Origin of the sequence: Streptomyces sp. NPDC056479, assembly GCF_042795335.1 — a bacterium.
Lineage (GTDB): Bacteria > Actinomycetota > Actinomycetes > Streptomycetales > Streptomycetaceae > Streptomyces.
Window position 1 is genome coordinate 17,155 of the sequence record NZ_JBHTRZ010000011.1, and the last position, 13,353, is coordinate 30,507.

10 protein-coding genes are annotated in these 13,353 nt (G+C 71.5%); all 10 read right to left on the reverse strand.

The genetic code is table 11. The features are described 5' to 3' along the window. From ACFQ6S_RS35875 to ACFQ6S_RS35920, 10 genes are read right to left on the reverse strand one after another with little or no spacing between them, the layout of a single operon-like run. Positions 1-2,172: a hypothetical protein gene (locus tag ACFQ6S_RS35875; RefSeq protein WP_383419075.1), complete on the reverse strand. Its 2,172-nt coding sequence runs from the start codon at positions 2,170-2,172 to the stop codon at positions 1-3. Beyond that, entirely contained in the window at positions 2,172-5,999 is a 3,828-nt protein-coding gene (locus ACFQ6S_RS35880; protein ID WP_383419077.1) for a putative baseplate assembly protein, read from the reverse strand. Before ACFQ6S_RS35880 ends, ACFQ6S_RS35875 begins: the two co-directional genes overlap by 1 nt. Then, a complete protein-coding gene (locus tag ACFQ6S_RS35885) occupies positions 5,996-9,100 on the reverse strand; it encodes a putative baseplate assembly protein (RefSeq protein ID WP_383419079.1) in 3,105 nt (1,034 codons plus the stop codon). Before ACFQ6S_RS35885 ends, ACFQ6S_RS35880 begins: the two co-directional genes overlap by 4 nt. Continuing rightward, on the reverse strand, positions 9,097-9,489 hold the full coding sequence (locus ACFQ6S_RS35890) for a GPW/gp25 family protein (protein WP_383419080.1): 393 nt from the start codon (positions 9,487-9,489) through the stop codon (positions 9,097-9,099). The genes ACFQ6S_RS35885 and ACFQ6S_RS35890 overlap by 4 nt, the downstream gene beginning before the upstream one ends. Continuing rightward, complete coding sequence (locus ACFQ6S_RS35895; RefSeq protein ID WP_383419081.1) at positions 9,486-9,821, reverse strand: hypothetical protein; 336 nt, start codon at positions 9,819-9,821, stop codon at positions 9,486-9,488. Before ACFQ6S_RS35895 ends, ACFQ6S_RS35890 begins: the two co-directional genes overlap by 4 nt. A gap of 54 nt (positions 9,822-9,875) precedes the next feature. Then, a complete protein-coding gene (locus ACFQ6S_RS35900) occupies positions 9,876-10,412 on the reverse strand; it encodes a phage baseplate assembly protein V (RefSeq protein WP_383419082.1) in 537 nt (178 codons plus the stop codon). A 42-nt stretch (positions 10,413-10,454) separates the two neighbouring features. Next, the gene (locus tag ACFQ6S_RS35905; RefSeq protein WP_383419084.1) at positions 10,455-11,594 is read right to left on the reverse strand and encodes a hypothetical protein; all 1,140 of its coding nucleotides are present in this window, start codon (positions 11,592-11,594) and stop codon (positions 10,455-10,457) included. Continuing rightward, complete coding sequence (locus tag ACFQ6S_RS35910) at positions 11,587-11,973, reverse strand: hypothetical protein (RefSeq protein WP_383419085.1); 387 nt, start codon at positions 11,971-11,973, stop codon at positions 11,587-11,589. The genes ACFQ6S_RS35905 and ACFQ6S_RS35910 overlap by 8 nt, the downstream gene beginning before the upstream one ends. A 10-nt stretch (positions 11,974-11,983) precedes the next feature. Next, on the reverse strand, positions 11,984-12,682 hold the full coding sequence (locus tag ACFQ6S_RS35915) for a hypothetical protein (protein WP_383419087.1): 699 nt from the start codon (positions 12,680-12,682) through the stop codon (positions 11,984-11,986). After that, positions 12,679-13,347 (reverse strand): hypothetical protein, encoded by a 669-nt coding sequence (locus tag ACFQ6S_RS35920; RefSeq protein WP_383419089.1) that lies wholly within the window; start codon positions 13,345-13,347, stop codon positions 12,679-12,681. The genes ACFQ6S_RS35915 and ACFQ6S_RS35920 overlap by 4 nt, the downstream gene beginning before the upstream one ends. Positions 13,348-13,353: the final 6 nt, after the last annotated feature.

The window sequence follows — 13,353 nt, forward strand, 5'->3', positions numbered from 1 at the left end:
TCACGTCACGAAGAAGATCCCGGCGTCCGTGCCCGCCGGGGTGTACTCCGCGAGCCGTGCCCTGAGGCCGTCCTCGCGTTGCGGCCGGTAGAGGTCGTGGAAGGCGCCCATCTCGGCGCCGTCGTCCGAGCCGCGCCGGATCTCCTCGGCGCACCGGTCGGCCAACAGCCCGTACCAGGGCGTCCCGTAGCGCTGCGACGTGAACAACGGCCGTACACCGGCGTTCAGATCGGGCTGGCAGCGGTACCGGCGTGGGGTGCGCGAGCCGGGCGGCACATACGAGTACCGCAGGCAGCCGATGCCGCGCCGGGCCACATGGAGCCGACCGGTGAGGATCGAGTTCTCGGCGATCCTCACGGCATGCGTGAAGATCTCCCCGATCACCGTGGTGCGGTGCAGATGCAGCACCGCGTGGGCGTGGCGGCAGTCCGGCGCCGACAGGGCCTCGCGGCCGGGGCCGGTGGCGTCGAGGATGCTGTCGCGCAGGTGGATGTCGAGGGGCTCCTCGCTCACCTCGTCGCCGATGACCTCGATGGTGCCGAGGATGCTGTGCTCGATCTGGAGGCACGCGGTGGTGCGCTCCAGGACGATGCTGGGTTCCTCGGGCGAGTGCGGATCGCACTCGGGCTCCAGCGACCAGCCGGGCACGAGCGTGGAGTGCCGTACGACGACGGCGCCCATGGGGCCGGTGACGTTGATGCCGCGTCCGGCGACCAGCAGGCCGTCGAGGACGAGGCGTGGACGCTCGTGCGGGGCGCAGTCCTCGGAGACGGCACGGATGTTGAGGGCGTCGGGGCGGTTGCTGTACCAGTCGAGCAGGCGGATCACCGGCCGGGTGCCCTCGGCGGCGCGGACCTCCAGACGGTCGCCGGGGTCGAGGTCGAAGTCCAGCTGCTCCTGGTAGGCGCCGCTGTGCGTGATCTCGATGATGCCGTCGGGGCCGATCCGGTCGGCGCGCCGGTCGTGCTGCCAGGCCCGGTAGGCGTCCATGATCTGGCGGTGCGGCTGCCCGGGCCCCACCCGGTAGACCTCCGCCTCGGGACGCGGCTCACGGTCGGGACGCTCGTACTCACCGCCGCCCAGGTCCGCGCCGATCGCGTACCGGTAGTCCACCCATACGCCCTGCCGGGGCGCGGACCGCGACCCGAAGGCGATCCGCCCGAGCTCCGGGTCGACGGCCACCTGGCCGCGCTTCGGCCGGTAGCGCCAGTCGGACAGGTCGGCCACGACGATGTCCTGCGGCGGTACGGGCTGGTCCTCGCCGTCGCGCCGGATGACGAGGCTCTTGCCGGGGCCGTAGTAGTCGGTGAGCCGGTCGTGGAGCTGACGGCGGGTGATGAACGCCGGGACGTTGTCGATGGTCGCGATGTGTGTGGGCGACGGCTCCGGGAACGGCTTCGTGACCAGCGGAGTGTCATTGCCCAGGATCGAGAAGGTGTAGAGGTTGCGGGCGCGGTCGATGCAATACGCCGGGGACTGGGTCAGCGAATGCGCTTTCAGCCGCCAGACGAAGAGCGCCACCCCCGCAGGGGTCAGACCACCTTGCCGGTTCCGTGAGTCGGCGCGGCGGACGTCGACCGTGCGGGCCGTGGTGCCGAAGGGGCCGCCCACGAGGTCGAGGGCGGAGTTGTCGCGCAGGTCCACGAGCCGGCCGCGCCCGCCACGGTGGACGCCGGTGTCGCCGTACAGCTTCACGGGCTGGGTGTGGGAGACCTGCCGGGACAGTTCGACGGCGCGCGCGGGCCAGCCGGTGACCTGCTCGGAGAGTTCCTCCAGGAGGTGCAGGGTGCCCTTGCGGCGGCGGTTGGCGACGGTGGCGGCCACCTCGCGGCGCGGGGCGACTGCCTCGGCGAGGGCGGCCCGGCCCCCCTCGTGCAGACCGGTCGTCAGGACCCGCTCGTAGCCGGGCAGGGTGCGGTAGCCGACCAGATCGCCGAGGTACGGCAGCACCCAGGGCGCCGCCGTCTCCACGAACAGGTCCTCATAGCCCTGCTGGACTCCGTCGCGGACCCGGTCGAGCTGCTCGGCGATCACCGCGAGCAGCGCGCGCAGCGGCTCGCCCTCCTCGGCGTCGCGCAGCAGGTGCCAGCGGGGCAGCAGCGCCGCCAGCCCGTCGGGTTCCCTGGACGTCGTCGCCGGGGTCGCGGTCTCCAACTTGACGTCCGGGGACATCACTTGACCTCCGTCAGAATCAGGGTGTCCGCGGCCTTCGGTGACAGCAGTGCGAGCTGTGCCGGGCGGATACCGCGGAAGACGAACACCGAACGGCCCTTCGCCAGGCGCCGGGTGTCGGTGATGTCGGGGTTGAGTCGCAGGAGTTCGGCGAGCGGGACGCCGTACTTGGCGGAGATCTCCGACAGGGTCTCGCCGTTCGTGGCCCGGACCGTGTGGACCCTCTCGTCGTACGCGGCCGGGTGCGCCGGGACCGACGCCTTGGGCGGACCTGGGTCGGTGAGGATCTCGGTGAGTTCCTCGGGCGTGGCCGACGCGGGGACGCCGGTGAAGACATCCACGTCCAGGTAGTCGACGCCGGGCACGGAGTGGGCGGCGGCGAGGGCGTCCGAGAGCCGGGCCGGACGGCCCAACTCCCGCCCCTCGTAACCGAGTCGGCCGAAGAGGACCTGGCGAAGACGGGGCTCCACGATCTCCCAGGCGTGGTCGGGAGCGACCTTCACCTTGGCGGCGACCAGCAGCAGGACCAGCTCGCGCACGTCCACCCGGACCGGGAGGCTCATGTCCCCGTACTCGGTCAGCGCGCCGCGCAGGGCCTTGAGCGTGTCCGAGTCGCCGTCGATGGGCACGTCGTCGGTGCCCGCGACCGTGACATGGAGCACGCGCCGCCGCCCGTCGAAGAGTTCGCGCGCGGCGGCCCGGCCGATGCCGGCCCGGGAGCGGGCGAAGTCCTCGTAGTCGGACGCGGAGACCAGGCGGTCCAGCGCCGAGACGGCGAGCGGGATCGTCCGGCGGGTCAGGCCGGGACCGTCCGCGTCCGCACCGCCCCTCGCCGGGCGCGGGTTGGTCACCTGGGTGACGCCGAGCGGCCGGGTGAGGGGCTGGGTGATGCGCTCGGCGGCGACGTTGGCCGCCTTGCCGGTGCCGAAACGGTAGCGGGCGCGGATGTTCTCGTGGCCGGAGGGCAGCCGGGCGCCGTTGACGCCGTCGCCGAAGGTCACCGTCGTGCGGCCGTCGGCGGTCGAGCCGGTGATGTAGACCCGCTCGCCGGGACGCCGTCCGGCGAGGCTGTCGACCTCGTGCCACAGGACTCCGTCGACGCGGATCTGCAGAACCGGTGTGGCGCCGAGCGGATTGTCGTCGGCGAGCCAGGTGAGCGGGGACTGCCAGAGCGCGAACGTCTGGTTCACGCGGTCCGAGTCACCGCTGCCGATGGCCTCCTCGCGGCTCTCACCATGGGTGGCCTCGACGACATTGCCGAGGATCTTGACGGTCTCGCGGCGGTAGCGGTGCGCGAGGCCGGCGGTGAGGGTGAGCCTGGTGTGGACGTGGTCGCCGGGCAGTCGGGGATCGACCGCCGGGTCCGCGGCGGCGATGGCGACGACCTCGGTGGCCCTGACGCCCGCCGTCCCCGGGATGTCGCTGCGCTCGCCGCTCACCATGAGCGTCCGGCCGGGTTGCAACCCGTCGTACAGCTCGGCGAGTTCGATCTCGTTGCCGTGGACGTCCTCGCCGAGCGGTTCGTCGGCGAGGCGGAGCGGTTCGCCCGCCGCGTGCACCGTGGTGTCCCGGATGTGCGAGAGGAGGACGTCGAACTCGTCCAACCACGGGTCGGCGAGGGTGAGTTCGGTGCCGCGTCCGGAGATGCCGTAGTTGGTGTACGCCGCCGTACGCGCCGCGACGACCTGCGTGGTGACGAACGCGAGCTCTGCCGCGCCCGGGATGCCGTCCTGAGCGCCCTTCGCGGGGCGCTGGACGGCGACCCAGCTGCCGACCGTGATGCCGGTGTGGACCGAGTCGAGCTGGAGGACACGGCGGTTGAGCGGCTCGGGCTTGCTGGCGATGACGACCTCGACGTTGGGCTCGGTGGTGCCCACCGTGTATTTGAGGCTGACCTCGTACTCGCCGTGCGTGAACTGCTCGTTGGCGTTGGGCCGCAGCGTGATCTGCTCGGACGTGCCGTTGTGCATGCCGACGTGGACGAGACCCTCGTCGTCCGGCCGGGACACGAAGATGGTGCGCTCGGGCAGGCCCGAGTGGAGACGGGCCGTGACACCGGGCTCCTGGGAGTCGCTGGGGCGGCGGTTGAGCCAGCTGAGGTCGCGGTCCTGGCCGGAGCGCACCGACAGCTCGACCTGGCCCGTGCCGAGCGGGAAGTTCACCGGCTGGGTGACCGGGAGGTTCTCGGCGCGCTGGTCGGAGCTGCTGCCCTCGACGTACTGGAACTCGGCCCGGACCGGCGTCCTGCCCGAGGTGTCGTACACGACCCGCATGCTCGCCAGCACGGCGCCCGTGAGCGGCCAGTCGGCGGTGCGGATGACGCGGCCGCGGTTGTCCTGGACCGGCTTGAGCGGGGCCGTCGCGCCGAAGGGGGCGGCGGTGACCCGCATGGCGAGCAGCTCGCGCAGAAGCTGTGGGACGCCGGGGGCGGCGGCCGTCCGCCATGCCGGATAGAGGGTGCCGAGACCGGGGTTGAGGGCGGAGAGCAGGCGGGCGGTGTCGGTGCCCGGGAGCCGGCGTCCGGTGCCACCACGCGGGGCCGGAGTCGAGGCACGCAGGGCGGGGAGTACAGCGCCCAGGGCCTGGAGAGCGGCGGCGCGCCCATCGCCTTTCAGGGGCGCGGGCCGTGTCGATACGCGGCTCCGCCGCGTGGGCGCGACCAGCCCCAACGGCGCAGCAGACGAGCGACTGCCCGGCTCTTCCGACTGCGCCGGCGCCAGCTCCAGTGCGCGCTCCGCGAGTTCGGCCAGCACCGCCTCCAACTGCTCGAACCAGGCGGCGACGTCCTCATACGGCTCGGCCAACACCTGAGCCTCGCCAAGACGCGCGACCGGCTCCGCAAGACGAGCCGCAAGTCGCTCGGGGCTCTTGATGCCGTCCAAGTCACCCCGCAGGGGTGCGAGCACCTGGTCCTCGAAGTCCTCGATCAGCCGGCTGACCGGCCGCGGGTTCGGCACCTCCGGCGTCGGCGGCTCATCGCCGGGTTCGCCCGGAGCGGCCGGCGCGGCCGTCCAGCGCCGCACCTCGTCGACGAGTTCCTTCAGCGTCGGCGGAGCCGACTTCGGCAGGGAGATCGCCGTGATCTCGTCCTCCCGGTCGACCCGCGCCTTCGCGACCGGGAGCAACTTGCGCTCGCCGCCCGCCTGTTCACCGAAGACGAAGAGCAACTGGTCGCCGGTCTGCAGCGAGTTGGCCGTGCCCTCGACGAAGAGCTCCGAGCGGCGCTCCAGGTCCCCGGGGGTGACGAGGGAGGGTCGCCGGCGGCGTACCTTCAGCTCGTTCCAGTCCCAGCGGGCCGTCAGGTCACGGCTGGTCTCGAAGGTCAGGGACTGCTCGTCGGCCGAGGCCGGCACGCTGTGGCTGCGGGCACCGCGCGGGATCGGCACGGGCAGTGCCTCGGCGCGCGGGTCGCGTTCCAGGGTGTACGCCAGATGCGTGGCGGCGGCGACGCCGGGGCGGGGCCGGTGGCCGACGAGGCGGCCGAGCAGGACCAGCGAGCGGTGTTCGTTGGCCGTGCGGATGTAGGCCTCGTCGGCGATGCGCTCGGAGTGGAAGGTGAGCAGGTCGCCGAGGACGGCGGTGGCGTCGAGGAGGCCGATCGCCGGGTCGTCCGGGGTGCGGACGGTGAGGCCCGCCAGGGCCGGGTAGGCCGGTGAGGCGAGGCGGTCGAGCAGGGCGGCCCGGAAGGAGCCGTACTCGCCGACGCGGTAGTCGAGGGCGGTACGGCCGGGCGGGTTGTGCACCGGGGCCGGGGCGAGCCGCTCGTCGTGGCCGCTGCGGCAGGCGCCGCCGCAGCCGCAGTCGTCTGTGATCGTGCCCTCGGTCATCGGGCACCTCCCAGGGATATCGCCAGCCGGCCGTTCTCCGGCCGGTCCGGGTCGTTGTCGCAGGTGGCGATCTCCAGCGGGCCGAGCCGCAGCACGCCGTCCTCCCTCTCTCCTCGGTCCGGCTCGAACAGCCTTTGCAGGCGGGTGACCTGGACGCTCTGAACGCCGGGCACCGCGGCCGCGACGGCGACGAGCCGGCTCAGTCGTACCGGTTCCCCGAAGGTCAGCGCGTCCGGGTGGAAGAAGCCGCGCGCGCCGCTGCCGAGTACGCGGTACAGCTCGGCCAGGATCTGCCCGTGCTGGTGGCCGGGCTCGGCGCACACGGCGAGCGCGACGTCCAGCGGGACGAGACGCGCGGCGCCGACCACGAGGTCATGGCCGATACGCCGGTACGGCTCCAGCGCCTGGGCGACGGAAGCGAGCGACTCGGCCGACGGGGCGCCGCTGCCGTACGCGTCGATCGCGATGTGCGCCTCCTGGACGCTGCCGGTCCAGCGCAGCTCCGCCGCCGCCCGCTGGACGCCGGGCAGGGCGGTGGCGAGGGCTGCGTAGTCCTCGGCGGTGACCGCGCGCAGCCGGGTGCGGCGCAGGTCGAGCGGGGCCAACTGGCGTACCTGCTCGATCGGTTCGGGTTCGGTGCCGCCGACGGCGGGCAGCGGGTTGCGTACGACGGCGGCGGGCGGCGGCTCGCAGTCGGACTGGACGACGAGGTGGTTGATGGCCTCCGCGCCGACGTTGCCTGCCGTTCCGCCACCGAGGCGGTAGTGCGCGGCGAGCCGGGACCCCGGCGTAGGCTCGGCGCCGTGCCGTCCGTCGCCGAAGCGCAGGGCGAGTCGGCCGTCGTCCTCCAGCTCACCGACGAAGTGCCGGTCGCGGGGGCCGCTGTCGAGCAGGTCACGGCGCGCTTCCCAGACCTCGTCGTCCGCGCCGGTGTGCAGGCGTACGGCGGGCAGGGCGCGACGCGGATCCTGGTCCAGGGCCGCGGTGGCGGAGCCGCGCAGCACCAGCTCCTCGGGGTGCAGCCCGGCCGCGTACGACGGACCCCAACTGTGGGCGATCTCCCAGGCGATGTGGCCGTCCAGGACGGTGCCCGCACGGGCGCGTGCCGTGAGGACCTCGATGCGGCGCAGTTTGGCGTCGAGCAACTGGTCGCTGCGGAACAGGAGTTCACGCAGGGCGCGGACCGGGTGGCGGCGCAGTTCGATCCGCTCCAGGATCCGCAGGCCGTAGATCACCGCGAGCTCGGTGATCTCCTCCTCGGCGAGACCGTCCCGGTCGCGAGCACTGCGCCACAGCTCGACGAGCCGCTGCCGCACCCGCCCCGGGATCGCGGCGATCCGCTCGGCCTGCCCGGCGGCGACGGCGACGGGCTCGGGGAAGGGCACCGCCTGCACGACGGGCGCGCGGCCGAGGACAGGGCGCAGGCGGGGCCGGATGCCGGGATAGACCGACTGGGCGAGAAGCGTGCGCAGGGCGCCGGCCTGGGCGTATGCCGTGCCGGGCACGACGCGTTCATGGCGCTGACCGGCGCGTTCCAGACCGATTCCGGCGCGGTTGGTCGCGCCCTCGCCGACCACCTCGAACAGCTCACGGACGTCATCGGGGGTCAGGGCCCGGCTCGATTCCGCCTGGTCCGTGAGGGAGTTGATGAGCCGCGCCGGCGCGTTGCCCTCGTCACGGTCGTAGCAGCCGAAGGCGGGAGGGTCGCACGGGGCGACCTCGGCGGGCACCTGCGGAACGGTGAACGTCTCGGGCAGCCCGCGGAGCGTACGGCCGTGGTCGACCAGGACGACGTTGCCGCGGGCGAGCGTCACGTCCTCGACGGGCAGACAGTCACGACCGCCGCGTGTCGTGAGGCAGAGCGGGAACCGGAGGGCGTCCTCGGCGGTCCAGGCGACCTCCAGGATCGGCTGGTCCTCGATGCGGTCCACGCCCGGAGTGACGGAGGTCAGCCGGACGGCCTGCCGGTGACCGGGGTCGGCGTCGCCGGGGGTACCGGTCCGCGGCCCCTTGACCTCCTCCAGGACGAGCAGGTCGCCGGGCCGGAGGTCGAGTTGCCGCTCGCGGCAGGTCTCCGGGTCCACCCATGCGTCGCGCAGGGTCGCGGAGGTGGCGCCCTTCGGCAGGGTGCGGACCTCGCCGCCCCACGTCCACAGGCGGATCGCGTTGTGCGCGACGCGCAGCTCCAGCGGATCGGCGCTGACGACGGGTTCGAAGACCTCCACCGAGCCGCGCTCGTCGAGGTCGCCGAGGTCGGCCTCGTCGACGACGGTGCCGGGCTCGGGGCGGTCGTGCGGGTCGAGGGTGCGCACGTCGACGGAGGCGAAGCGGTAGGTGCCCGGGGCGAGCGTGTGATCGCCGGCGGTCTCGACGGCGACGTACGCACGCGCGGTGCAGCCGTCGTGCATCGCGTAGTCGATGAGCCGGACGTGCCGCCGTACCGAGACACGACGCCGCGCGGTGTCGAGGTAGGCCTCGGTGGCGACCGCGTCCTGCTGGTAGCCGATCTGGTCGCCGGTGTGCGCGAGCAGCTCGACGAGGGTCACGCCCAGGTCGGCGGGGTTGCGCTCCACCCAGTCGGGGGTGGTGAGCGCGAGGCGGTCCAGGAGCAGCTTGCGGATGGTCTCGTAGTCGCGGGCGGTGTAGTCGATGACGGGCGCGGACGGGAAGCCCTCGGGCTCCGGTTCGCCGTCCTTGCAGTCGAAGGGGGTGGGGCAGTCGGGCCGGAAGGCGAAGGTCGCGCTGTGGTAGCGCTGGTCGAAGCCTCGATACGGCTCTGTGCCGGGCCGTCCGTAAGGGTCGGTCTCGACGAGGGAGAGCCGGTAGCGGGAGGTGTCGCCGGCCTTGTCGAGGGTGACGTAGAGCCGGTCGTCGAGCTCGGGGTCCTCCTCGCGCTCCACACTGACGTCCACGGCGGTGATGCCGGTGACACGGCGGCCGCCGTCGACGCGGACGTTCTCGGGCCCCAGTCTGTGCGGGGCCTTCCCGAGGAAGCTGACGGTGAGCAGCAGTCCGTCGTCGCCGACCTCGACGGAGTCGACGCCGTTGAGCTGGGCGGCCCGGACCTTGGAGCGGCGGGGGGTGGCGGTGGTCCCGGTCATGCCGCGGCCCTCCCTTCGAACACGTCGTCGCGCCGGGCGCCGTCGGCGCGTACGACGTACGACAGATACACACGGACGACGTTGTCCTCGCTGATCACGTCGAGGGCCTCCACGTCGATGAGATCGCCGAGCCAGCGCTGGAGCGAGGCCTGGACGGAGAGTTCGAGGGTGCTGATCAGTTCCGGGCTGGTCGGCGCGAAGACCAGATCGAGCAGCCCGCAGCCGAAGTCGGGCCGCATCACGCGCTCGCCGGGGCTGGTGAACAGCAGTTGCTCGATGAGGTCGTGGACGTGCTCGCCGCGGGTGGCGTGCGCGGTACGGCCCCGACGGTCGGCGCGGAAGGGGAAGGCGATGTCGCTGCGCGGACGACTGCTGGTGTGGCGGCTCATCGGACGGTGACCTTTCGCTGCGCGCCCTGGACGACGGGCGGTCCCTGCGGCACGAAGGCCGCGGTGAAGCACTCGGCCGCGGAGGTGTCGAGCAGCACCGAGGCGCCGTCGACCAAGATGCCGGTGCCGTCGGCCGTCCAGCGGACCGTCACGCACGGCGAGGGCACGCCGTCGACGGTGTGCGGGCAGCCGGTGACGACGTAGCTGTGGGCGGCCGTGGCGACGGCGCCGCCCGCGAGACGTACGCCGCCGGAGGATGTGGTGGCGGGCGCGACACGGCCGCCGTGCGGACAGCCGATCACGGCACCGGCGTCGAGCAGACTCCCGGACATGGTTCTGGGTCCCCCGTCTTCCTTCGTCGCTTTCATCGCTTCATTGCTCATCGCTCATCGCTTCGAGAGCACGGTCAACTGGCCCTCGTTGATGGTCACTTCATTGCCGCGCAGCAGGACCTCGGCGCCGGCGCCGGTCGAGATGACCACGGCCTCCTTGGTGATACGGATGTACGCGCCGCCCTGGGCCTGCAGCAGAATCCCCTGCTCGGTGCCGGGCGTGTCGTTCATGACGAGCTTGTGCGCCTGCGGCGTCTGCACGACGACGGGCTTGTTCGGCGAGTTGCCCTGAAGCTCCCGCCGCGCGTCGGGCGGAAGCTCCTCGGCGGCCCCGTACCAGCACCCGGTCCACACCGGAAAGCTCGGATCCCCCTGCTCGAACTCCACCCACACGCCCGCGCCCGGCGGCGGCACCACGAACTGCCCCGACTCCGGTCCGGTGAAGGGCAGACAGGGCAGCGCCCAGGTGGACGGCTCGTCGCCGAGGACGTCCGGGACCTCGACGGTGATACGGCCGATGCGCAGCGGGTCGTCGTTGCTGACGACCCGGCCGCGGAACTTGCCGAGGTAGCGATTGCTGGGTGCCGCCATGGTGGGAGTGCTCCTGGTAGATGGATCGTGAGTGGCGTTTCGTCACGGCCGGACGTAGTCGCTGCGCGCTTCCAGGCCCTCCCTGGAGAGGGTGAAGTTCTGCTGGTACGAGCCCGGACGCAGGTTGTGCGTGACGGACTTGACGAAGTAGTCGCCGTCGTACGCGCGCCCCGAGCCGCGGACGCCGACGAGCTGGCGGGGCTGGAGGATGTAGCCGTGCCTGATGACGTCGAGCGAGCCGGAACCGGAGACGACGTCGGCGGACACGGCGGCGCGCGCCAGCAGCTCGGCCTCGGCCTGCTCACGTTGCTGCTTGGCGGTGCCGGAGAGCGTCCTGCGCTTGAGGGCCGGGGTGGGCCGCTTGCCGAGCGGCGGGCGCAACGGGCTGATGGAGGGCTGCGGGAGCAGGTCCGACAGCCGGGTCTCGGGGTTCTGCCAACGGGCCTGCGGCTCCTCGCGTGCGGTGCCGTCGTAGGCGAACGTCAGCTGGTCCACGGTGGAGTTGGCGTCCATGTTGACGTTGAGGGCGTGCTGGCGGATGCCGAGGCGGACCTCCGGTCCCCAACGGGCGCAGGACTGACCGGGGTTGGGACCGGCTTCGAGATAGAAGGTGTAGCCGTTCGCACGGGCGAGCTCGGTGACGTACTGGAGATCGGTACCCGTCTGGTACTGCACCCGGAGGTCCTGGTGCGGGGGTTGGGCGACCTTCTCGGTGTAGACGTCGGGCCGGATGCCGTAGTCGGAGTAGCGCCGCAGGATGGCGAGCACCCGCTCGGAGGGCGGCAGGTTCGGGTACCTGGCGGTGCGCTCCTCCAGGTCCATGAGCAGCGTCAGGTCCTCGCCGGTGACGGTGAGGGTGGAGTGCCCGGGTTGGTTGCTGGCGCCGACCTCGTGCCGGACGACGAGCCCGTCGAAGAGCACGTCGGGGGTGCCCTTGACGCTGACGGTCACGACGAGCCGTGTCTTGGGGTCGAAGAACCCCTCGGGCAGCAGCCGGCGGCTGATGATCCCGTTCTTGGTGAGATCGAAGGCGAGCTGAAAGCCGCTGCGCTCCCCGGCCGTGGCCGTGATCTGGGCGGACAGCAGGGCCTCGGTCACCTCGGCCGGGACGGGCCGGACGAGCTTGGGCCCCATGAGGAGCGTGATGTGAACGGGGCCCTGCCCCACGGGCAGATCAAACACGCCGGTCTCCCCTGCCGCCCGGGAACCCGCCGGCGAGCGGGATGTCGATGACGCGCCCGGCCTCGTCCGTCAACTCCCGTGGATCGAGGACGGGGTTGGCGTCGGCGATCTGCCACCACTGGCCGACGTCGCCGAAGTAGCGCTGCGCGAGCAGGTCCGGACGCTCGCCGGCGCCGACGGTGTGGGGCTGGGTCAGGTCGCTGTCGGGGCCGGTCGGGTCGAGCGGGGGCAGCAGGCGGCGCTTGGTGTACCGCACTTCGGTCCCGTCGGGCTGCCGATGGATCCCTATCTCGGCGTCGTGGTAACGGCTGGTGCGGGGGTAGGGGTGTGCGCCGGGTATGGCGTCCAGGGCGTTCTCGTACGGCTCGATCTCGGCCATGGTGTGTTGTTCAGCCCCTTCCGATCACGACGTTGGTTCCGGTGCCGATTCCACCGAGCCCCAGCGAGCCGAGGCCGCCACCGCGGGCCGCTGCGGCGAGCCGCTCCTTCTGGGCGAGGTGGGCCATGTACAGGTCCGCGCCGCGGTGGCCGGCCGGGAGGTCGCTGACGGTGAGGATCTTCATGCCGATGCTGAGGGAGGCGCGGATCGGATTCAGATTCACGTCAAAGGCGGACTCATTGACGGAGAGCTCGGTGAGCCGGACCGGCATCACTCGCTTGCTCCCCCACGTGAAGAGGGTGAGCGGCATCTCGATCGGGCTGATCTCGATGGCACCCTTCTGCGACAGCTTCATCGCGGCACGGAGCTGGGCGACGGTCGGCTGCACCAGCATTTCGAGCGTGGCGAGCTGCGGGTGAATCCCGTCCGGCGCGGCGATCTCGAACTGGTCGGTGGCGTCGATCTCGGCGGTGAACTTCCAGGTCTCCTGAGCGGGGCCCTTCAGCCGGAGAGCCTCATTACGGTCACCACTGCCGGCGCCGCCGCTTCCGGAGTCGCCACTGTCGCCCGCGGACTGGGGGGCGACGCTGCGCTCCAGGGTGTCCGGGTTGAATTGCAGGACGATGATGCGTTGGGGGGTGCCGGTGTCGGGGTTGACCACGACGATGCCGGAGCGGATGGGTTTGGGGATGTCGGCGTAGCGGGTCACAGACGTTCCTCAAGTCGGGCCCGCAGGTCCGTGTAGTCATGGTCGGGGAAGACTTCTTCAAGTGCGTCCAGGGAAATCTTCAGCTGACGAGCGAGCTGGCGAAATTCTTCGTCGTCCAATCGCGTGTCGGAATAGAGATACTGCCAGCCAGGGATGCCTTTTGTGATGAGCAGGTTGTCCACGTATGACGAGTAGTCAAGATCGAGCAGCGCAAGCCGTTGTTGGTTCATGTCGTAGAACCAGATCTCACGGCACGGAGACATGTCCATGTGGACCCGCAATGCCGTCAGGCGGCCGGAACCCGGCGCTTCCTCGAGCGTCTTTATCTCGTCCATCACCAACTGCTCTTCCGGCGTGAGCCGTTCGTCCGTGTGGGGCATATAGCGCCCCGACAGGCAGGTCCTGAGGTCCTTGAGAGCGAACTCTCCGTGTACGCGGTAGTCGGCGGTGCGCCAGGAGAGATGGATCTGCTCCACGTCGAGCAGATGGTCCCTCACCTCATCAACAGTGGTCGGCCCCATGTACTGGCGAATCAGCTTCGCATCATCCTCCGTGAGTGGGCGCTCCCCCTCGCTTTCGATTTCGTAGGTTTCCACGGTGAACTCGGCCGTGGACCTCACTTCCTCGAACACCTCACGGGCACGCAACTGGAATACGCTTGGCATCTCTTC